At 53.9% G+C, this 20,511-nt stretch carries 16 protein-coding genes; 10 read left to right on the top strand and 6 right to left on the bottom strand.

The genetic code is table 11. The annotated features are described in order from the left end of the window. Positions 1–89: 89 nt before the first annotated feature. Positions 90–407: a met regulon transcriptional regulator MetJ gene (gene metJ / locus RGV86_RS11770; RefSeq protein WP_000852812.1), complete on the bottom strand. Its 318-nt coding sequence runs from the start codon at positions 405–407 to the stop codon at positions 90–92. A 276-nt stretch (positions 408–683) separates the two neighbouring features. Here metJ and metB point away from each other — a divergent pair, with 276 nt between their 5' ends. The 5 genes from metB (at position 684) to yijE (ending at position 8,997) form a co-directional block, all read left to right on the top strand. After that, positions 684–1,844, top strand: coding sequence for a cystathionine gamma-synthase (gene metB / locus RGV86_RS11765; protein WP_309508372.1), 1,161 nt, complete (start codon positions 684–686; stop codon positions 1,842–1,844). Between the two features lie 2 nt (positions 1,845–1,846). Next, positions 1,847–4,279 (top strand): bifunctional aspartate kinase/homoserine dehydrogenase II, encoded by a 2,433-nt coding sequence (gene metL / locus RGV86_RS11760; RefSeq protein ID WP_000110772.1) that lies wholly within the window; start codon positions 1,847–1,849, stop codon positions 4,277–4,279. 316 nt (positions 4,280–4,595) lie between these two features. After that, complete coding sequence (metF, locus tag RGV86_RS11755) at positions 4,596–5,486, top strand: methylenetetrahydrofolate reductase (protein WP_000007526.1); 891 nt, start codon at positions 4,596–4,598, stop codon at positions 5,484–5,486. Positions 5,487–5,814: 328 nt separating this feature from the next. Beyond that, a complete protein-coding gene (gene katG, locus RGV86_RS11750) occupies positions 5,815–7,995 on the top strand; it encodes a catalase/peroxidase HPI (protein WP_024212599.1) in 2,181 nt (726 codons plus the stop codon). 96 nt (positions 7,996–8,091) lie between these two features. Continuing rightward, the gene (gene yijE / locus RGV86_RS11745; protein WP_085461440.1) at positions 8,092–8,997 is read left to right on the top strand and encodes a cystine transporter YijE; all 906 of its coding nucleotides are present in this window, start codon (positions 8,092–8,094) and stop codon (positions 8,995–8,997) included. A 25-nt stretch (positions 8,998–9,022) separates the two neighbouring features. Here yijE and RGV86_RS11740 read toward each other — a convergent pair whose 3' ends face one another. The 4 genes from RGV86_RS11740 to ptsP all read right to left on the bottom strand — a co-directional run bounded on the left by RGV86_RS11740 (position 9,023) and on the right by ptsP (position 14,351). After that, entirely contained in the window at positions 9,023–9,640 is a 618-nt protein-coding gene (locus tag RGV86_RS11740; protein WP_085461439.1) for a DUF1287 domain-containing protein, read from the bottom strand. A gap of 421 nt (positions 9,641–10,061) precedes the next feature. Further along, positions 10,062–11,165, bottom strand: a complete 1,104-nt coding sequence (gene gldA / locus RGV86_RS11735) for a bifunctional L-1,2-propanediol dehydrogenase/glycerol dehydrogenase (protein ID WP_000373988.1) — start codon at positions 11,163–11,165, stop codon at positions 10,062–10,064. Positions 11,166–11,175: 10 nt separating this feature from the next. Beyond that, on the bottom strand, positions 11,176–11,838 hold the full coding sequence (gene fsa, locus RGV86_RS11730; protein WP_000424833.1) for a fructose-6-phosphate aldolase: 663 nt from the start codon (positions 11,836–11,838) through the stop codon (positions 11,176–11,178). A gap of 11 nt (positions 11,839–11,849) precedes the next feature. After that, complete coding sequence (ptsP, locus tag RGV86_RS11725; protein WP_137598378.1) at positions 11,850–14,351, bottom strand: phosphoenolpyruvate--protein phosphotransferase; 2,502 nt, start codon at positions 14,349–14,351, stop codon at positions 11,850–11,852. Positions 14,352–14,660: 309 nt separating this feature from the next. Here ptsP and RGV86_RS11720 point away from each other — a divergent pair, with 309 nt between their 5' ends. From RGV86_RS11720 to RGV86_RS11700, 5 genes are read left to right on the top strand one after another with little or no spacing between them, the layout of a single operon-like run. Then, entirely contained in the window at positions 14,661–15,740 is a 1,080-nt protein-coding gene (locus RGV86_RS11720; protein WP_085461437.1) for a PTS fructose transporter subunit EIIC, read from the top strand. A gap of 14 nt (positions 15,741–15,754) precedes the next feature. Continuing rightward, positions 15,755–16,075: a PTS fructose-like transporter subunit IIB gene (locus RGV86_RS11715; RefSeq protein WP_000161267.1), complete on the top strand. Its 321-nt coding sequence runs from the start codon at positions 15,755–15,757 to the stop codon at positions 16,073–16,075. Between the two features lie 53 nt (positions 16,076–16,128). Further along, the gene (locus RGV86_RS11710; RefSeq protein WP_000184792.1) at positions 16,129–18,426 is read left to right on the top strand and encodes a formate C-acetyltransferase; all 2,298 of its coding nucleotides are present in this window, start codon (positions 16,129–16,131) and stop codon (positions 18,424–18,426) included. Then, positions 18,392–19,270, top strand: a complete 879-nt coding sequence (locus RGV86_RS11705) for a [formate-C-acetyltransferase]-activating enzyme (protein ID WP_000204110.1) — start codon at positions 18,392–18,394, stop codon at positions 19,268–19,270. The genes RGV86_RS11710 and RGV86_RS11705 overlap by 35 nt, the downstream gene beginning before the upstream one ends. A 1-nt stretch (position 19,271) precedes the next feature. Further along, entirely contained in the window at positions 19,272–19,613 is a 342-nt protein-coding gene (locus RGV86_RS11700; RefSeq protein WP_000323849.1) for a PTS fructose-like transporter subunit IIB, read from the top strand. On the opposite strand, the gene RGV86_RS11695 is transcribed toward RGV86_RS11700, so the two are convergent. Next, on the bottom strand, positions 19,600–20,451 hold the full coding sequence (locus RGV86_RS11695; RefSeq protein WP_000274614.1) for an AraC family transcriptional regulator: 852 nt from the start codon (positions 20,449–20,451) through the stop codon (positions 19,600–19,602). The genes RGV86_RS11700 and RGV86_RS11695 overlap by 14 nt on opposite strands. Positions 20,452–20,511 lie beyond the last annotated feature (60 nt).

The raw sequence follows: 20,511 nt of genomic DNA, 5'->3' as shown, positions 1-20,511 counted from the left end.
CGTGCAAATTCAATAAATTGCAATATGACGTAGGCCTGATAAGCGTAGCGCATCAGGCGATTCCACTCTCCGCGCCGCTCTTTTCCGCTTTAGTATTCCCACGTCTCCGGGTTAATCCCCATCTCACGCATGATCTCTTTTGCCGCTTCCGGGATTTCGTCGCTGCGCTCTTTACGCAGATCGGCATCATCCGGCAGAGGTTGCCCGGTAAAGGCATGCAGAAACGCTTCGCACAGCAGCTCGCTGTTAGTAGCGTGACGCAGGTTGTTCACCTGACGACGCGTGCGTTCATCGGTGAGGATTTTTAACACCTTAAGAGGAATGGAAACCGTAATCTTTTTGACTTGTTCACTCTTCTTACCGTGCTCAGCGTATGGGCTGATATATTCGCCGCTCCATTCAGCCATGAGATACTTAATCCTCTTCGTCAATAAATTGAGACCAGACCGCACAGTTTATAAGGGTACTGGTCATAAACCCGCATAGTTTACCGCACAGGCGCTACCGTGACATCGTGTAATGCGCCTGCCAGCGTGATAATGCATATAATTTTAACGGCAATTTCGGATTTGCTCAATCTATACGCAAAGAAGTTTAGATGTCCAGATGTATTGACGTCCATTAACACAATGTTTACTCTGGTGCCTGACATTTCACCAACAAAGCCCAGGAAACTTCATCACATGACGCGTAAACAGGCCACTATTGCAGTGCGTAGCGGGTTAAATGACGACGAACAGTATGGTTGCGTTGTCCCGCCTATCCATCTTTCCAGCACCTATAACTTTACCGGATTTAACGAACCACGCGCGCATGATTACTCGCGTCGCGGCAACCCAACGCGCGATGTGGTCCAGCGGGCGCTGGCAGAACTGGAAGGCGGTGCAGGTGCGGTGCTAACCAATACCGGCATGTCAGCTATTCACCTGGCCACGACTGTCTTTTTGAAACCCGGCGATCTGCTGGTTGCGCCGCACGACTGCTACGGCGGCAGCTATCGCCTGTTCGACAGCCTGGCGAAACGCGGTTGCTATCGCGTGTTGTTTGTTGATCAGGGCGATGAGCAGGCATTACGGGCGGCACTGGCAGAAAAACCTAAACTGGTGCTGGTAGAAAGCCCAAGTAATCCATTGTTACGCGTCGTGGATATTGCGAAAATCTGCCATCTGGCAAGGGAAGTCGGGGCGGTGAGCGTGGTGGATAACACCTTCTTAAGCCCGGCATTACAAAATCCACTGGCATTAGGTGCCGATCTGGTGTTGCATTCATGTACGAAATATCTGAACGGTCACTCAGACGTGGTGGCGGGCGTGGTGATTGCTAAAGATCCAGATGTTGTCACCGAACTGGCCTGGTGGGCAAACAATATTGGCGTAACGGGCGGCGCGTTTGACAGCTATCTGCTGCTGCGCGGTCTGCGTACTCTGGTGCCGCGTATGGAGCTGGCTCAGCGTAACGCGCAGGCGATTGTGAAATATCTGCAAACCCAGCCGTTGGTGAAAAAACTTTATCACCCATCGCTGCCGGAAAATCAGGGGCATGAAATTGCCGTGCGCCAGCAAAAAGGCTTTGGCGCAATGTTGAGTTTTGAGCTGGATGGCGATGAGCAAACGCTGCGTCGTTTCTTGGGCGGGCTGTCGTTGTTTACGCTGGCGGAATCGTTAGGGGGAGTGGAAAGTTTAATCTCTCACGCCGCAACCATGACACATGCAGGCATGGCGCCAGAAGCGCGTGCTGCCGCCGGGATCTCCGAGACGCTGTTGCGTATCTCCACCGGTATAGAAGATGGCGAAGATTTAATTGCCGACCTGGAAAATGGCTTCCGGGCTGCAAACAAGGGGTAAAAATGAGTGTGATTGCGCAGGCAGGGGCGAAAGGTCGTCAACTGCATAAATTTGGTGGCAGTAGTCTGGCTGATGTGAAGTGTTATTTGCGTGTCGCGGGCATTATGGCGGAGTACTCTCAGCCCGACGATATGATGGTGGTTTCCGCCGCCGGTAGCACCACTAACCAGTTGATTAACTGGTTGAAACTAAGCCAGACCGATCGTCTCTCTGCGCATCAGGTTCAACAAACGCTACGTCGTTATCAATGCGATCTGATTAGCGGCCTGTTACCCGCTGAAGAAGCTGATAGCCTTATTAGCGCCTTTGTCAGCGATCTTGAACGCCTGGCGGCGTTGCTCGACAGCGGTATTAACGACGCGGTGTATGCGGAAGTGGTGGGTCACGGTGAAGTGTGGTCGGCGCGCCTGATGTCTGCGGTGCTTAACCAACAAGGACTGCCTGCGGCCTGGCTTGATGCCCGCGAGTTTTTACGTGCTGAACGCGCCGCACAACCGCAGGTTGATGAAGGCCTTTCGTACCCGTTGCTGCAACAACTGCTGGTGCAGCATCCGGGCAAACGTCTGGTAGTGACCGGGTTTATCAGCCGTAACAACGCCGGTGAAACGGTGCTGCTGGGGCGTAACGGTTCTGACTATTCCGCTACCCAAATCGGTGCGCTGGCGGGTGTTTCTCGCGTAACCATCTGGAGCGACGTCGCCGGGGTATACAGCGCCGACCCGCGTAAAGTGAAAGATGCCTGCCTGCTGCCGTTGCTGCGTCTTGATGAGGCCAGCGAGCTGGCTCGTCTGGCGGCACCTGTCCTCCACGCCCGTACTTTACAGCCAGTTTCTGGCAGCGAAATTGACCTGCAACTGCGCTGTAGCTACACGCCGGATCAAGGCTCTACACGCATTGAACGCGTGCTGGCTTCCGGTACAGGAGCGCGTATTGTCACCAGCCATGATGATGTTTGTTTGATTGAGTTTCAGGTGCCCGCCAGCCAGGACTTCAAACTGGCGCATAAAGAAATCGACCAGATCCTGAAACGCGCGCAGGTGCGCCCACTGGCGGTTGGCGTACATAACGATCGCCAGTTGCTGCAATTTTGCTACACCTCTGAAGTGGCTGACAGCGCCCTGAAAATCCTCGACGAAGCGGGATTACCTGGCGAACTGCGTCTGCGTCAGGGGCTGGCGCTGGTGGCGATGGTCGGGGCGGGCGTCACCCGTAACCCGCTGCATTGCCACCGCTTCTGGCAGCAACTGAAAGGCCAGCCGGTCGAATTTACCTGGCAGTCGGATGACGGTATCAGCCTGGTGGCAGTACTGCGTACCGGCCCGACCGAAAGCCTGATCCAGGGGTTGCATCAGTCCGTATTTCGCGCGGAAAAACGCATTGGCCTGGTTCTGTTCGGCAAGGGCAATATCGGTTCCCGCTGGCTGGAACTGTTTGCCCGTGAGCAGAGCACGCTTTCGGCGCGTACCGGCTTTGAATTTGTGCTGGCAGGCGTAGTGGACAGTCGCCGCAGTCTGTTGAGCTATGACGGGCTGGACGCCAGCCGCGCGTTAGCGTTCTTCAATGATGAAGCCGTCGAGCAGGATGAAGAGTCGCTGTTCCTGTGGATGCGCGCCCATCCGTATGATGATTTAGTGGTGCTGGACGTTACCGCCAGCCAGCAGCTTGCCGATCAATATCTTGATTTCGCCAGCCACGGTTTCCACGTCATCAGTGCCAACAAACTGGCGGGAGCCAGCGACAGCAATAAATATCGCCAGATCCACGACGCCTTCGAAAAAACCGGGCGTCACTGGCTGTACAACGCTACCGTCGGCGCAGGCTTGCCGATCAACCATACCGTGCGCGATCTGATCGACAGCGGCGATACTATTTTGTCGATCAGCGGGATCTTCTCCGGCACGCTCTCCTGGCTGTTCCTGCAATTCGACGGTAGCGTGCCGTTTACCGAGCTGGTGGATCAGGCATGGCAGCAAGGGTTAACTGAACCTGACCCGCGTGATGACCTTTCCGGCAAAGACGTGATGCGCAAGCTGGTGATTCTGGCGCGTGAAGCAGGTTACAACATCGAACCGGATCAGGTGCGTGTGGAGTCGCTGGTGCCTGCTCATTGCGAAGGCGGCAGCATCGACCATTTCTTTGAAAATGGCGATGAGCTGAACGAGCAGATGGTACAACGGCTGGAAGCTGCCCGCGAAATGGGGCTGGTGCTACGCTACGTGGCGCGTTTCGATGCCAACGGCAAAGCGCGTGTTGGTGTGGAAGCGGTGCGGGAAGATCACCCGCTGGCATCACTGCTGCCATGCGATAACGTCTTCGCCATCGAAAGCCGCTGGTATCGCGATAACCCGCTGGTGATCCGTGGACCAGGCGCAGGGCGCGATGTCACCGCTGGGGCGATTCAGTCGGATATTAATCGTCTGGCGCAGTTGTTGTAAGTTCAGGAGCCCAATTAGGCATGATGCACATGCTTGTTGGGCTTATGGCCTTTAACACAATTTACCTAATTATCATTGAGTTGTAAGCCGGATAAGGTGTTCACACTGCATCCGGCAAGAAACAATAAATCCGTCTGCCAGGTTTCTTGTAATTCCCATCCTGAATCTTTTTCATCTTCCCTGATTTTTCCTCACCATCATTGGTCATTTTTCGGTTGACGCCCCTCGGCTTTTCCTTCATCTTTACATCTGGACGTCTAAATGGATAGATGTTCACAACACAACATATAACTACAAGCGATTGATGAGGTAAGGTATGAGCTTTTTTCACGCCAGCCAGCGGGATGCCCTGAATCAGAGCCTGGCAGAAGTCCAGGGGCAGATTAACGTTTCTTTCGAGTTTTTCCCGCCGCGTACCAGTGAAATGGAGCAGACCCTGTGGAACTCCATTGATCGCCTTAGCAGCCTGAAACCGAAGTTTGTGTCGGTGACCTATGGCGCGAACTCCGGCGAGCGCGACCGTACACACAGCATCATTAAAGGCATTAAAGATCGCACCGGTCTGGAAGCTGCGCCGCATCTCACCTGCATTGATGCGACGCCTGACGAGCTGCGGACCATCGCCCGCGACTACTGGAATAACGGCATTCGCCATATTGTGGCGCTGCGTGGCGACCTGCCGCCGGGAAGCGGTAAGCCGGAAATGTATGCCTCTGACCTGGTGACGCTGTTAAAAGAAGTGGCGGATTTCGATATCTCCGTGGCGGCGTATCCGGAAGTTCACCCGGAGGCGAAAAGTGCCCAGGCCGATTTGCTTAACCTGAGACGTAAAGTCGATGCCGGCGCCAACCGTGCGATTACTCAATTCTTCTTCGATGTCGAAAGCTACCTGCGTTTTCGCGATCGCTGCGTCTCGGCGGGTATCGATGTGGAAATTATTCCGGGCATTTTGCCGGTCTCTAACTTTAAGCAGGCGAAGAAATTTGCCGACATGACCAACGTGCGTATTCCGGCGTGGATGGCGCAAATGTTTGACGGTCTGGATGACGATGCCGAAACCCGCAAGCTGGTGGGTGCGAATATCGCCATGGACATGGTGAAGATTTTAAGCCGGGAAGGAGTGAAAGATTTCCACTTCTATACGCTTAACCGCGCTGAAATGAGTTACGCGATTTGCCATACGCTGGGTGTTCGACCTGGTTTATAAGCATTGTGTCTTTTGTGAAAATCACACAGTGATTACAAATTTTAAACAGAGCACAAAATGCTGCCTCTAAATGAGGGTGGGAAAATAAGGTAGTCAGCCTTGTTTTCTCCCTTCTCCCTTGAAGGATGTGAAGCTAAAACACTTTTTTATAAAGTATTTGTCCTAAATCGGACATAATCAAAAAGGCTTAATTACGATCAATTTGATCTACATCTCTTTAACCAACAATATGTAAGATCTCAACTATCGCATCCGTGGATTAATTCAATTATAACTTCTCTCTAACGCTGTGTATCGTAACGGTAACACTGTAGAGGGGAGCACATTGATGAGCACGTCAGACGATATCCATAACACGACAGCCACTGGCAAATGCCCGTTCCATCAGGGCGGTCATGACCAGAGCGCAGGTGGGGGTACAACCACTCGCGACTGGTGGCCAAATCAACTCCGTGTTGACCTGTTAAACCAACATTCTAATCGTTCTAACCCGCTGGGTGAGGACTTTGACTACCGCAAAGAATTCAGCAAATTAGATTACTACGGCCTGAAAAAAGATCTGAAAGCCCTGCTGACAGAATCTCAGCCGTGGTGGCCAGCCGACTGGGGCAGCTATGCGGGCTTATTTATTCGTATGGCCTGGCACGGCGCGGGGACTTACCGTTCCATCGACGGACGCGGCGGCGCAGGTCGTGGTCAGCAACGTTTTGCACCGCTGAACTCCTGGCCGGATAACGTAAGCCTTGATAAAGCGCGTCGCCTGTTGTGGCCAATCAAACAGAAATATGGTCAGAAAATCTCCTGGGCAGATCTGTTTATCCTCGCGGGTAACGTGGCGCTGGAAAACTCCGGCTTCCGTACCTTCGGGTTTGGTGCCGGTCGTGAAGACGTCTGGGAACCGGATCTCGACGTTAACTGGGGTGATGAAAAAGCCTGGCTGACCCACCGTCATCCAGAAGCACTGGCGAAAGCACCACTGGGTGCAACCGAGATGGGGCTGATTTACGTTAACCCGGAAGGCCCGGATCACAGCGGCGAACCGCTTTCTGCGGCAGCAGCTATCCGTGCGACCTTCGGCAACATGGGCATGAACGACGAAGAAACCGTGGCGCTGATTGCGGGTGGTCATACGCTGGGTAAAACCCACGGTGCCGGTCCGACATCTAACGTTGGCCCTGACCCGGAAGCTGCACCGATTGAAGAACAAGGTTTAGGCTGGGCGAGCACTTACGGCAGCGGCGTTGGCGCAGATGCCATCACCTCTGGTCTGGAAGTGGTCTGGACGCAGACACCGACCCAGTGGAGCAACTATTTCTTCGAAAACCTGTTCAAATATGAGTGGGTACAGACCCGCAGCCCGGCTGGCGCAATCCAGTTCGAAGCGGTAGACGCACCGGAAATTATCCCGGATCCGTTTGATCCGTCGAAGAAACGTAAGCCGACGATGCTGGTGACCGACCTGACGCTGCGTTTTGATCCAGAGTTTGAGAAGATCTCTCGTCGCTTCCTCAACGATCCGCAGGCGTTCAACGAAGCCTTTGCCCGTGCCTGGTTCAAACTGACGCACAGGGATATGGGGCCGAAATCTCGCTACATCGGGCCGGAAGTACCGAAAGAAGATCTGATCTGGCAAGATCCGCTGCCGCAGCCGATCTACAACCCGACCGAACAAGACATTATCAGTCTGAAATTTGCGATTGCGGATTCTGGTCTGTCTGTCAGTGAGCTGGTATCGGTGGCCTGGGCGTCTGCTTCTACTTTCCGTGGTGGCGACAAACGCGGTGGCGCCAACGGTGCGCGTCTGGCATTAGCACCGCAGCGCGACTGGGATGTGAACGCCGCAGCCGTTCGTGCTCTGCCAGTTCTGGAGAAAATCCAGAAAGAGTCTGGCAAAGCCTCGCTGGCGGATATCATCGTGCTGGCAGGTGTGGTTGGCGTAGAGAAAGCCGCAAGCGCCGCAGGGTTGAGCATTCATGTACCATTTGCGCCGGGTCGTGTCGATGCGCGTCAGGATCAGACTGACATCGAGATGTTCGAGCTGCTGGAGCCGATTGCTGACGGCTTCCGTAACTATCGCGCCCGTCTGGATGTTTCCACCACCGAGTCGCTGCTGATTGATAAAGCACAGCAACTGACGCTGACCGCGCCGGAAATGACCGCGCTGGTGGGCGGGATGCGTGTACTGGGTGCCAACTTCGATGGCAGTAAAAACGGCGTCTTCACTGACCGCGTGGGCGTATTGAGCAATGACTTCTTCGTGAACTTGCTGGATATGCGTTACGAGTGGAAAGCGACCGACGAATCGAAAGAGCTTTTCGAAGGCCGTGACCGTGAAACCGGCGAAGTGAAATACACGGCCAGCCGTGCGGATCTGGTGTTTGGTTCTAACTCTGTCCTGCGCGCGGTGGCGGAAGTTTACGCCAGCAGCGATGCCCACGAGAAGTTTGTTAAAGACTTCGTGGCAGCATGGGTGAAAGTCATGAACCTCGACCGTTTCGACCTGCTGTAATCTGACCTCCTTCAGCGACTGCCTTTCAGGCAGTCGCTGAAGTTTCTTTACCGGCGTATAGTGTCGCTAACAAAACTACTACACGCTGGATCTCTCATGCCTACTACGGGAAAGAGCAACCCACTGGCAATCAGTGGCCTGGTTGTGCTCACACTTATCTGGAGTTATAGCTGGATTTTCATGAAGCAAGTCACCAGCTACATCGGTGCCTTCGACTTCACCGCCTTACGCTGCATTTTCGGCGCTCTCGTTTTATTCATCGTCCTTTTATTACGTGGTCGCGGAATGCGCCCGACGCCGTTTAAATACACCTTAGCCATTGCCCTGTTACAAACCTGTGGGATGGTTGGCTTGGCGCAGTGGGCGCTGGTCAGCGGCGGAGCGGGGAAAGTGGCGATCCTGAGTTATACCATGCCGTTCTGGGTGGTGATTTTTGCGGCGTTGTTTCTTGGTGAACGACTGCGACGCGGGCAATATTTCGCGATTCTGATTGCTGCCGTTGGTTTATTGCTGGTGTTGCAGCCGTGGCAACTCGATTTCTCCTCGATGAAAAGTGCCATGCTGGCAATCCTCTCCGGTGTTAGTTGGGGGGCGAGCGCGATTGTTGCTAAACGCCTTTATGCCCGCCATCCGCGCGTGGATTTATTGTCGTTAACATCCTGGCAGATGCTTTATGCGGCGCTGGTGATGAGTGCGGTCGCGTTACTGGTGCCACAACGTGAAATTGACTGGCAACCCACCGTGTTCTGGGCGCTGGCCTACAGTGCGATTCTGGCGACGGCGCTGGCCTGGAGCTTATGGTTGTTCGTGCTGAAAAACTTACCCGCCAGTATTGCCAGCTTAAGTACTCTGGCAGTTCCCGTTTGCGGGGTACTGTTTTCGTGGTGGCTGCTCGGTGAGAATCCCGGCGCGGTTGAAGGTAGCGGTATTGTGCTGATTGTGCTGGCACTGGCGCTGGTGAGCCGTAAGAAAAAAGAAGCCGTCAGCGTAAAAAGGATCTGAAGCGTATCTTCATGGGTGCTATCGCTTATTTCGTAAAATAGCGGTAGTGCCCGACAATCCGCCAGCTAAACAGCACATCTTCCTCCTGTGCGCCTGCGCCAATGTTATGTATCACCAGCGGCGTACCGTCGCGGGCGAAGCCATCTGACACCACCCCAATATGCGCCAGCCCGTTATCTAATCGCCAGGAGACAATATCGCCCGCTTGATAGTCACTGGGGTTCTTGCTGGTGGGACGTGTTTTATCGTGGCGGGTAAACCAGGTTTCCAGATTAGGCACCCGACGGTGATCGATGTTGCTGTCCGGGCGCTTTAACTGCCACTTTTGTGGATAATCGGCAAAATACTTCGCCATATCTTCGTGAACCAGTTTCTGCAAATCGACCTTCTGGCTGCGCAATGCACGGATCACCACATCGGAACATACACCGCGTTCTTGCGGGACATCACCGCCAGGATAGGTAAGCTGCATATACGCCGGATCGTAAAATAGCGTGCTGCCGATTTGCTGTCTGGCACCGTCTGCGATGGCAAGGTTGGTGTTGGTCTGGATTTGTACCACGGTTGGTGGAACGGTGGGAGATTTTAAGGAGTGGCTGGTAAATCCCGTCAGAAGACTGACCAACGCGAGTGAAGCTTTCATCTGTTTCGTCCGTGAAAATAATCGTCGCAGATTCGACCTTCCGGGCGTTTGAATGTTCTGTGGGGAAAATGTCCAGAAGCGGATAAAAAAACTCCGAACAATGCGGAATTTCAGATGGGTGACAAAGTAAAAAAGTGTCCGGACGGTTCCCTCACATCTTTGGGGAGAGGGCGAGGGGGAAAACCGTGCCCTCAGTGACGAATGAGCCAGTTTGGCAGCAATTTCCAACACCCGGACAACGCAGGTGTTTCAGACGGGCGACAATGTATAAAACGTGCCCGGACGGTCCCCTCGCCCCTTTGGGGAGAGGGTTAGGGTGAGGGGAACAAACCAGCTCCGGCGCGACCCCGGCAAGGGGGAATACCGTGCCCACTTTGCCTGCAATCTCAAACTCCCGGACAAGCCGGGAGTTTGGCATAGGTTATTCCCACTCTTGCAGGAAACGCTGTCCGTACTGGTCGGCTACCAGCAGTGCGGCGTAAACCTGATCTGGCGTTGCGCCGCCTGGCATGTTGTGAATAGTTTCACCTTCTGCACAAGATGCTTCTGCGACAATCCGCATTTTCGCCGGAATATCTTCTTTAATATCCAGTTGCGCCAGGGTAATTGGCAGACCAACGGCATGACACAGCGCCGCTACGGTTTCGATTTCCTCAACCGGTGCGTTTTCCAGCACCAGTTGTGTCAGCGTACCGAACGCCACTTTTTCACCGTGATAATAGTGATGCGCGTCCGGGATAGCGGTCAGGCCGTTATGCACCGCGTGTGCCGCAGCCAGACCACCGCTTTCAAAGCCTACACCGCTCAAATAGGTATTCGCTTCAATCACGCGCTCCAGCGCCGGAGTTACCACATGCTGTTCGGCAGCAAGCATCGCTTTTTCGCCTTCTTCCAGCAGGGTGTTGTAGCACAGTTCAGCCAGCGCCAGCGCGGCCTGGGTGCACTTGCCGCCCGCCATCGTGGTCGCGCCACTGCGAGAGCAGGCACGTGCTTCAAACCAGGTTGCCAGCGCATCGCCGATACCCGCCGCTAACAGACGTGCAGGTGCGCCAGCAACGATTTTTGTATCCACAATGACGCGTTCCGGGTTGTTCGGCAGCAGCAGATAGCGGTCAAACTCACCATCATCGGTGTAGATAACAGACAGTGCGCTACACGGTGCGTCGGTAGAGGCTATGGTCGGTGCGATTGCTACCGGAACGCCCATAAAGTGCGCCAGTGCTTTGGCGGTATCGAGAGTTTTGCCACCACCGATACCGAGAATTGCGCCACACTGAGCTGTTTCCGCAATGCCGCGCAGACGGTCGATCTCATTTTGCGAACATTCACCGCCAAACGGCGCAATTTCTACTACCAGTCCAGCATCTTTAAAGCTTTTCTCGACAGTGGATTGAGCAAAGCCTAAAACAAATTTGTCACCCACCACTAACCAGCGTTCCGCCAGTGGCTTCAGGTATTCGCCCAGACGATTAATGACATCTGCGCCCTGGATGTATTTACCCGGTGATTGAATAATGCGGTCCATAATTGCTCCTTTAGAGATGAGTAGTGCCAAATGCGGCGTTCCAGTCGTGTTCGAACTTCTCTATTGCTGACTCTACCGCAGGCGTGTTGAGCATTTGTTGCGCTACATCTAAGGGCAGGGTGATGGATTCACATCCTGCCAGCAAACAATCCAGCGCCTGACGCGGTGTTTTAAAGCTGGCAGCCAGCACCATGCTTTCTGGCGCGTGCATTTCCAGCAATGCTTGCAACTCCTGAACCGTGCGAATACCGTCACCGCCCTGGGCGTCTACGCGGTTAACATACGGAGCAACATATTTGGCGCCTGCCAGCGCGGCTAATAACCCTTGTGCGGCGCTATATACAGCGGTGCCAAGCGTAGTAATACCTTCTTTTTTCAGTATTTTAATTGCTGCCAGACCTTCGGCGGTTACCGGGATTTTCACCACGATGCCCGGAATGGCGTCGCGCAGACGCTTCGCTTCTTCCACCATACCCTGCGCGTCACGGCTCATGGTCTGAGCAAACAGAATGCCCTCATCACCAATCGCTTTTTGCAGACGCGGCAGCACTTCCCAGATGGACTCCTTGCTGGCAGCGATAATGCTCGGGTTAGTTGTCACCCCGGCAATCGGGAATATGCGTGCCAGACGTTCGACTTCTGCGACGTTAGCGGTGTCCAGATACAGTTCCATGATGTTTCCTTTTACAGTTCCAGTTCATGTTGCAGCAGGCTGGCGATAGCGTCGGCAGAGGCGGCGTTAACCAGCGCGTTACGGAATTCTTCGTGCATGATGCGACGAGCGAGGCGCGAGAAAATGCGCATATGCTGATCGCCCGCAGCGTGTTTGTTCAGCGTTAACATAATGATGAATTGCGCTTCATCATCGCCCCAGCGCACCGGCGCTTGCAGACGCGCCACGCTGATGGTGGATTGCTCAATATGTTCTGATTTGCTGTGTGGAATGGCAAAACTAAAGCCCAGACCGGTAGAGAAAACGGCCTCGCGCGCCCACAAGTCGGCTTCCAGTTTACGCGGATAGCGGCAGCGCCCTGCCAGCAGCAGGTTATCGGTCATGCTTTTGAGCACTTCTTCTTTGCTGCGCCAGTCGCTTTCCAGCGTGATGCACTCAGCGGTGACCAGCGGTGCGTCCTGTTGTGTCATGCGGAATTGTGCCAGCAGGTGTTCCACTTCCAGCGAAGTACGGCAGGCCATTGCCTGGTTGAGCAACTGGCGGCACTCACGGCTATCAAGTTGCGCCATTCGCGCTTTCGCCGCCGGAATTGACGGTGCGCTCATGCTGAGTTCATCCAGCCCTAAACCGACCAGCAACGGCAGCACTGAACCTTTCGCTCCCAGTTCACCGCACAGACCAATCCATTTCCCCTGGCGATGCACCGCCTGCACGGCGTAATCGAGCGCCCGCAAGAAGGCCGGATTCAGGCTGTTGTAGTGACGAGTAACCTTAGCGTTATCGCGATCCACTGCCAGCAGATATTGCGTCAGGTCATTACTACCAATACTAAAGAAATCAATCTCTTCGCAGCATTGATCGATGATGAACATCACCGACGGCACTTCCAGCATAATGCCGAGCTGGATCTTCTCATCAAACGGAATGTGTTCGTTACGTAGTTGCTGTTTGGCTTCTGCCAGTTTTTCTTTCACCCATAAGATCTCTTCCATTGAGGAGATCATCGGGATCATGATTTTCAGGCTGCCGTGAGCGGAGGCGCGCAGGATCGAGCGTAGTTGTGTGGTAAATAACGACGCGTATTCTTCATAAATACGCACGGCGCGATAACCGAGGAACGGGTTAGCTTCTGCGGGAATGTTCAGATAATCAACGGGTTTGTCACCGCCAATGTCCATGGTACGCACAATAATGCTGCGCCCGTTGGCGGACTCCAGCGCCTGACAAAAAATGTTGTACAGCTCGCTTTCGCCCGGTGCGCTGGTGCGATCCATATAGAGCATTTCAGTGCGGAACAGGCCAACACCTTCCGCACCATTGCCAAATGCGGCCTGCGCTTCCACGGAGTGGGCGATGTTAGCGGCAATTTCAATGCGGATACCGTCAGCGGTGCGGGCTTGCTGGGTCAGCCAGACACGTTGCTGTTCACGCAGTGCGTCCTGTACGCGGGCTTCTTGTTGATAATAACGCGCTACCGCGTCTGTCGGTTCGACCACAATCGCCCCGGCGTTGCCGTCTATATAAATCGTTTGCTGCTGCCACGGAGTAAGCGTGTCGATATCCACGCCAACCAGTGTCGGAATGTTGAACGAACGGGCAAGAATTACCGTATGTGACGTGGTGCCGCCGCTTTTAAGTAACAAACCTTTGAGGTGATTTTTATCCAGTTCGAGGAACTGGCTGGGGGTCAGTTCATCAGCCATACAAATGGCGGGCTGCGTCAGTTTGCCCGGTGCTGGAAAGCGTTGTTCACCGTAAATTTGCTGGAGTAACTGGAAGCAGACATCGCGCACATCCAGCGCACGTTCTTGCAGATAGCTGCTGCTGGAGCGGGAGAACTCTTCGCAAAAGTGATTCGCACTGGCAACAATCGCTTCGGCGCAGCTTAATCCCTCGCTGACGCCTGCCAGTAAGTGGTGACGCAAAGATGTATCGCTCGCTAATGAACGGTGCGCTTCCAGAATCGCGCTGGTGGCGCCGTCGCTATCCAGCAGACGAAACTCAATATTTTTCAGTACCAGTGTCAGGCCGTTTTCCAGTGCGGATTGCTCGGCGTCAACGTCTTTGGCTGCGGGAAGATTACCCAGCGCGTTAAGATCTAAAGAAGAGATCGGCGTCAGAATGCCACCTGCGCTACCGCTGCATACGGTGCGGGCGCGGATAATTCTCGGATTCAGGTTGGTCAGTGAAACCGGCAACGGCTCCAGTTCGTCAGATTTAACTTCCGCCAGCGGCGCGTCGCAGTGGGGAAATTCATCGCGCAGCCATTGGCTTAAACGCTGGTGCGCTTCCTGTTCGTCGGCTCCGGAAATCAGTAACTGGCAGTTATCGCCCACCAGCGTGTCGGTGCCAATCAGCGCCAGTGCGCTTTTGGCGTTGCCTTTGCGATCGGTGCGCAGGTTATGCCACTCAATTTGTGATGAAAAAGTATTACACAGCGTTTCAACGTGGCTTGCCGGACGTGCATGTACGCCGTTAGGTAGCTCACAAATAAATTCTACAATCAGGGCCATTGCCTTTCTCCCGGTACGGTTTTCTGTTTACAGGATAAGAGCGCACGGCAACGGCCTGCCATGTGACAAATCTGCCAAAAGCTGGACAAATGTAATGTAACCGCCAATTTGCGACGCGTCTCACAAGACGCGCTACTCCGGCATGATTCCGAGTTAACGCAAGTTATGAGGCGGATCGCATTTTTGTACTGACATTACAAAAGTCCAGTAAATGGCCTTTTTATCCACTGTTTGACCTGCTTGCGATTGCCTATTGTTTCTCCCATCAAAAAATATGGACATAGGCTTGGGTAAGCCTGGGAGCGACTTATGAATGAGTTGGTACAGATCCTGAAAAACACTCGTCAGCACTTAATGACGGGCGTTTCACACATGATTCCCTTCGTGGTATCGGGCGGTATTTTGCTGGCGGTTTCCGTCATGTTGTATGGCAAAGGCGCAGTGCCGGATGCCGTAGCCGATCCGAATCTGAAAAAACTGTTTGATATCGGCGTTGCGGGTTTGACGCTGATGGTGCCTTTCCTCGCCGCTTACATTGGTTACTCCATTGCAGAGCGTTCTGCGCTGGCTCCGTGCGCTATCGGTGCCTGGGTCGGCGACAGCTTTGGTGCGGGTTTCTTTGGTGCGCTGATCGCCGGGATTATCGGCGGCATCGTGGTGCATTACCTGAAGAAAATTCCGGTGCATAAAGTTCTGCGTTCTGTCATGCCCATCTTCATTATCCCAATCGTCGGCACACTGATTACCGCTGGCGTCATGATGTGGGGGCTGGGCGAGCCGGTGGGTGCGTTGACTAACAGCCTGACCCAGTGGCTTCAGGGAATGCAGCAGGGCAGCATTGTTATGCTGGCGGTGATCATGGGATTGATGCTGGCGTTCGATATGGGCGGCCCGGTTAACAAAGTGGCTTATGCATTCATGCTGATTTGCGTTGCTCAGGGGGTTTATACCGTGGTGGCCATTGCCGCTGTGGGTATTTGTATCCCGCCGCTGGGTATGGGGCTGGCGACGTTGATTGGTCGTAAAAATTTCTCCGCTGAAGAGCGCGAAACGGGTAAAGCGGCGCTGGTGATGGGGTGTGTTGGCGTCACTGAAGGGGCGATTCCTTTCGCCGCCGCCGATCCGTTACGTGTGATCCCTTCCATCATGGTCGGTTCTGTTTGTGGCACGGTGACCGCAGCAATGGTCGGTGCGCAGTGCTATGCAGGCTGGGGTGGTCTGATTGTGCTGCCGGTGGTTGAAGGTAAGTTGGGTTATATCGCAGCAGTGGCTGTCGGGGCGGTTGTGACGGCAGTCTGCGTGAACGTGCTGAAAAGTCTGGCGCGTAAAAATGGGTCTTCGGCTGATGAGAAGGAAGATGACCTGGATCTGGATTTTGAAATTAATTAATTGAGGAACGAGCCATGACGAAAATTATTGCAGTAACCGCATGTCCTTCAGGTGTTGCCCATACCTATATGGCAGCAGAGGCGCTGGAAAGTGCCGCGAAAGCGAAAGGCTGGGAAGTGAAAGTAGAAACCCAGGGGTCAATTGGTCTGGAAAATGAACTGACAGCGGAAGACGTGGCGAGCGCCGATATGGTGATTCTGACCAAAGATATCGGCATCAAATTTGAAGAGCGTTTTGCTGGCAAGACTATCGTGCGCGTCAACATCAGCGACGCGGTAAAACGCGCTGAAGCCATCATGAACAAAATCGAAGCCCATCTGGCACAGACTGCTTAAGTTTTTAGCCCGCCTGAAACGGCGGGCTTGTTTTTTCCCTACAGGAGTTCCTCATGACGAATCGTATCTCTCGCCTTAAAACTGCGCTGTTTGCCAATACCCGTGAAATCTCGCTGGAGCGGGCGCTGCTTTATACCGCCAGCCATAAGCAAACCGAAGGCGAACCTGTGATTATTCGTCGGGCAAAAGCCACGGCGTATATCCTGGAACACGTTGAAATTTCGATTCGTGATGAAGAACTGATTGCCGGTAACCGCACCGTAAAACCTCGCGCCGGGATTATGTCACCGGAAATGGATCCTTACTGGTTGCTGAAAGAGCTGGAGCAATTCCCGACGCGACCGCAGGATCGCTTTGCTATCAGTGAAGAAGATAAACGTATCTACCGCGAAGAGTTGTTCCCGTACTGGGAAAAACGTTCGATGAAAGATTTCATCAACGGGCAGATGACGGATGAAGTAAAAGCCGCAACCAGCACGCAGATTTTCAGCATCAACCAGACGGATAAAGGTCAGGGGCATATCATTATTGATTATCCGCGCCTGCTGAATCACGGGCTGGGTGAGCTGGTGGCGCAGATGCAGCAACATTGTCAGCAACAGCCGGATAATCACTTTTATCAGGCCGCGCTGTTACTGCTGGAAGCTTCACAAAAACACATTTTGCGTTACGCCGAACTGGCGGAAACGATGGCGGCAAACTGCACCGATGCCCAGCGTCGCGAAGAATTGCTGACTATTGCGGAGATCTCCCGCCATAACGCGCAACATAAGCCGCAGACGTTCTGGCAGGCGTGCCAGTTGTTCTGGTACATGAACATCATTCTGCAATACGAATCCAACGCCAGTTCGCTGTCGTTAGGGCGCTTCGACCAGTATATGTTGCCGTTCTATCAGACATCATTAACCCAGGGCGAAGACCCGGCGTTCCTGAAAGAACTGCTCGAATCTTTATGGGTGAAGTGCAACGACATCGTGCTGTTACGCTCCACCAGCAGCGCGCGCTATTTCGCAGGTTTCCCGACCGGCTATACCGCGCTGCTCGGCGGTTTAACGGAAAACGGACGTAGTGCGGTGAACGTGCTTTCGTTCCTCTGCCTCGACGCCTATCAAAGCGTGCAATTACCGCAACCGAACCTGGGCGTGCGCACTAACGCCTTGATCGACACGCCGTTCCTGATGAAAACCGCAGAAACCATTCGCCTCGGCACCGGTATTCCGCAAATCTTTAACGATGAAGTGGTGGTGCCAGCGTTCCTCAACCGTGGCGTTTCGCTGGAAGATGCGCGCGACTATTCAGTGGTCGGTTGCGTGGAGTTGTCTATTCCTGGCAGAACTTACGGCTTGCACGACATCGCGATGTTTAACCTGCTGAAAGTGATGGAAATTTGTCTGCATGAAAATGAAGGCAATGCTGCGCTGACTTATGAAGGTTTACTGGAACAGATCCGCGCCAAGATTAGCCACTACATCACCCTAATGGTTGAAGGCAGCAATATTTGTGATATCGGCCATCGCGACTGGGCGCCAGTGCCGCTGCTTTCGTCGTTTATCAGCGATTGTCTGGAAAAAGGCCGCGATATTACCGATGGCGGCGCGCGTTATAACTTCTCCGGCGTACAGGGGATCGGTATTGCCAACCTGAGCGATTCTCTCCATGCGTTGAAAGGGATGGTTTTTGATCAACAGCGTTTAAGTTTTGACGAATTGTTGTCGGTATTAAAAGCCAACTTCGCAACGCCCGAAGGCGAAAAAGTTCGCGCTCGCTTAATTAACCGCTTTGAGAAATACGGCAACGATATCGACGAGGTGGATAACATTAGCGCCGAACTGCTGCGCCACTACTGCAAAGAAGTGGAAAAATACCAGAACCCGCGCGGTGGCTACTTCACGCCGGGGTCGTATACCGTTTCTGCTCACGTCCCGTTGGGATCGGTGGTTGGCGCGACGCCAGACGGTCGTTTTGCCGGGGAGCAACTGGCAGACGGTGGCTTGTCGCCAATGCTGGGCCAGGACGCACAAGGACCAACGGCGGTACTGAAATCAGTCAGTAAGCTCGATAACACGCTGCTGTCTAACGGTACATTGCTGAACGTGAAATTCACTCCGGCGACCCTCGAAGGTGAAGCGGGATTACGTAAACTGGCCGATTTCTTACGCGCATTTACCCAGCTTAAGTTGCAGCATATTCAGTTTAACGTGGTGAATGCCGACACGTTGCGGGAAGCGCAAAAGCGCCCACAAGATTATGCCGGGCTGGTGGTGCGCGTTGCCGGATATAGCGCCTTCTTTGTCGAATTGTCGAAGGAGATCCAGGATGACATCATCCGCCGGACAGCGCATCAGCTGTAACGTTGTGGAAACGCGCCGCGATGACGTGGCGCGCATTTTCAACATTCAGCGTTATTCGCTGAATGACGGTGAAGGCATCCGCACGGTGGTCTTTTTTAAAGGCTGCCCACATCTTTGCCCGTGGTGTGCTAATCCGGAGTCGATCTCCGGCAAAATCCAGACGGTACGCAGAGAGGCGAAATGTCTGCACTGCGCGAAATGTTTACGTGATGCGGATGAATGCCCCTCCGGGGCGTTTGAACGGATTGGTCGCGATATCAGCCTTGACGCGCTGGAGCGGGAAGTGATGAAAGATGACATTTTCTTTCGCACGTCCGGCGGCGGCGTCACGCTTTCTGGCGGCGAAGTGTTAATGCAGGCGGAATTTGCGACCCGTTTTTTACAGCGACTTCGGCTTTGGGGCGTCTCATGTGCCATCGAAACTGCCGGAGACGCGCCAGCCAGCAAGCTGTTACCATTGGCGAAATTGTGCGATGAAGTGTTGTTCGATTTAAAAATTATGGACGCGACTCAGGCGTGGGATGTGGTGAAGATGAACCTGCCACGCGTGCTGGAGAATCTGCGTTTGCTGGTAAGCGAAGGTGTCAACGTGATCCCGCGTTTACCGCTGATCCCTGGTTTCACACTCAGCCGGGAGAATATGCAGCAGGCGCTGGACGTGCTGATCCCGCTGAATATCAGGCAAATCCACCTGTTGCCGTTTCATCAGTACGGTGAACCGAAATACCGCCTGCTGGGGAAAACATGGTCGATGAAAGAGGTTTCTGCGCCCTCGTCAGCCGATGTGGCAACGATGCGCGAAATGGCAGAACGAGCCGGATTTGAGGTTACCGTGGGGGGGTAAAATGGCATACCTGGTGGCAGTAACCGCCTGCGTCAGCGGCGTGGCGCATACTTATATGGCGGCAGAACGGCTGGAAAAATTATGCCAGTTAGAGAAGTGGGGCGTCAGCATTGAAACCCAGGGGGCGCTGGGAACGGAGAATCGTTTAGCGGACGAGGATATCCGTCGGGCGGATGTTGCGCTGTTGATTACGGATATCGAGCTTGCTGGTGCCGAGCGATTTGAGCATTGCCGCTATGTGCAATGCAGCATCTACGCATTCCTGCGTGAGCCGCAGCGGGTAATGAGCGCGGTGCGCAAAGTGCTTTCTGCGCCGCAGCAAACCCATCTTATTCTGGAGTAGTCGGTTTTTCTGTCAGTTGGCTGTGGTATTGCCGACGATATTCTGACGGCGAGCGTTCGGTGTTTTTACGAAACAGGCGGCAGAAGTAGTTGCTGTCGACAAAGCCGCAGGCGTGCGCCACTTCTTTTACCTTCAGGTCATAGCCTTTCAACAACGTTTTTGCATGTTCCAGCCGTGTATGATTCAGGTATTCGTTAAAGCCCGTCGCACCCGTTTTTTGAAACAGGTGGGAGAGGTAATTGGGCGAAATATAGAATGCTTGCGCGACAGATTCACGGGTTAGCGCGGAGGCATAGCGTTCATCGATATAATCGCGAATCGCTTCAAATAGTGCCTGGCTGCGTGAGGCGGTCTGGATTTGACTGCCGAGCAAGTCGCGGCAGTGGCTAAGCAGGCTGGCGACGATAAGCCTTGCCGTTTGCTGCTCCTGTGGCTGCATTTGCATTTCATTGAGTGTTTGCAGCAAGAATGAACCAATGCGCGGGCCGCGTCGGGCGACGTGCTGCTTTGCCAGATTTTGGTATTGCTTGCCATCCCATTGTACGACGCTGAAGCCGAGTTGCTGTTTGCCAAACAGCACGCTAAAGGTGGTAGCGGGTGTTTGCCATTGCGGGAAGTTCCAGCCGCCAGCAGGGACGTACAGTACATCGCCGGGAACTAACGTTGCGCCAGCGCCGGTATCAACAAACTCGCCTTCCAGCACAATTTCCAGCCGTGGAAAATCGACCTGATATGCAAGATCGGGCGCCGGGCCGTTGCTACTGGCAAAGTAAATCTGGCGCAGGGACAGCGGGCCGTTGATCAGGCGGGAGAGCAGATAGCTGACGTCGTGATACATGTTATTCCCTTAGGTATGTAGATGGGAAAACAGTAACTGGCATTATGAAAAAAGGCCACC

It is taken from the genome of Escherichia ruysiae (genome assembly GCF_031323975.1).
Taxonomy (GTDB): domain Bacteria; phylum Pseudomonadota; class Gammaproteobacteria; order Enterobacterales; family Enterobacteriaceae; genus Escherichia; species Escherichia ruysiae.
Note: the sequence above shows the minus strand (reverse complement) of the source record. Positions and strands in the feature narration are given on the sequence as shown.

Excerpts from the sequence above, each read along its gene's own strand:
- metJ (WP_000852812.1), bottom strand. The coding sequence starts at position 407 with ATGGCTGAATGGAGCGGCGAATATATCAGCCCATACGCTGAGCACGGT.
- metB (WP_309508372.1), top strand. The coding sequence starts at position 684 with ATGACGCGTAAACAGGCCACTATTGCAGTGCGTAGCGGGTTAAATGAC.
- metL (WP_000110772.1), top strand. The coding sequence starts at position 1,847 with ATGAGTGTGATTGCGCAGGCAGGGGCGAAAGGTCGTCAACTGCATAAA.
- metF (WP_000007526.1), top strand. The coding sequence starts at position 4,596 with ATGAGCTTTTTTCACGCCAGCCAGCGGGATGCCCTGAATCAGAGCCTG.
- katG (WP_024212599.1), top strand. The coding sequence starts at position 5,815 with ATGAGCACGTCAGACGATATCCATAACACGACAGCCACTGGCAAATGC.
- yijE (WP_085461440.1), top strand. The coding sequence starts at position 8,092 with ATGCCTACTACGGGAAAGAGCAACCCACTGGCAATCAGTGGCCTGGTT.
- RGV86_RS11740 (WP_085461439.1), bottom strand. The coding sequence starts at position 9,640 with ATGAAAGCTTCACTCGCGTTGGTCAGTCTTCTGACGGGATTTACCAGC.
- gldA (WP_000373988.1), bottom strand. The coding sequence starts at position 11,165 with ATGGACCGCATTATTCAATCACCGGGTAAATACATCCAGGGCGCAGAT.
- fsa (WP_000424833.1), bottom strand. The coding sequence starts at position 11,838 with ATGGAACTGTATCTGGACACCGCTAACGTCGCAGAAGTCGAACGTCTG.
- ptsP (WP_137598378.1), bottom strand. The coding sequence starts at position 14,351 with ATGGCCCTGATTGTAGAATTTATTTGTGAGCTACCTAACGGCGTACAT.
- RGV86_RS11720 (WP_085461437.1), top strand. The coding sequence starts at position 14,661 with ATGAATGAGTTGGTACAGATCCTGAAAAACACTCGTCAGCACTTAATG.
- RGV86_RS11715 (WP_000161267.1), top strand. The coding sequence starts at position 15,755 with ATGACGAAAATTATTGCAGTAACCGCATGTCCTTCAGGTGTTGCCCAT.
- RGV86_RS11710 (WP_000184792.1), top strand. The coding sequence starts at position 16,129 with ATGACGAATCGTATCTCTCGCCTTAAAACTGCGCTGTTTGCCAATACC.
- RGV86_RS11705 (WP_000204110.1), top strand. The coding sequence starts at position 18,392 with ATGACATCATCCGCCGGACAGCGCATCAGCTGTAACGTTGTGGAAACG.
- RGV86_RS11700 (WP_000323849.1), top strand. The coding sequence starts at position 19,272 with ATGGCATACCTGGTGGCAGTAACCGCCTGCGTCAGCGGCGTGGCGCAT.
- RGV86_RS11695 (WP_000274614.1), bottom strand. The coding sequence starts at position 20,451 with ATGTATCACGACGTCAGCTATCTGCTCTCCCGCCTGATCAACGGCCCG.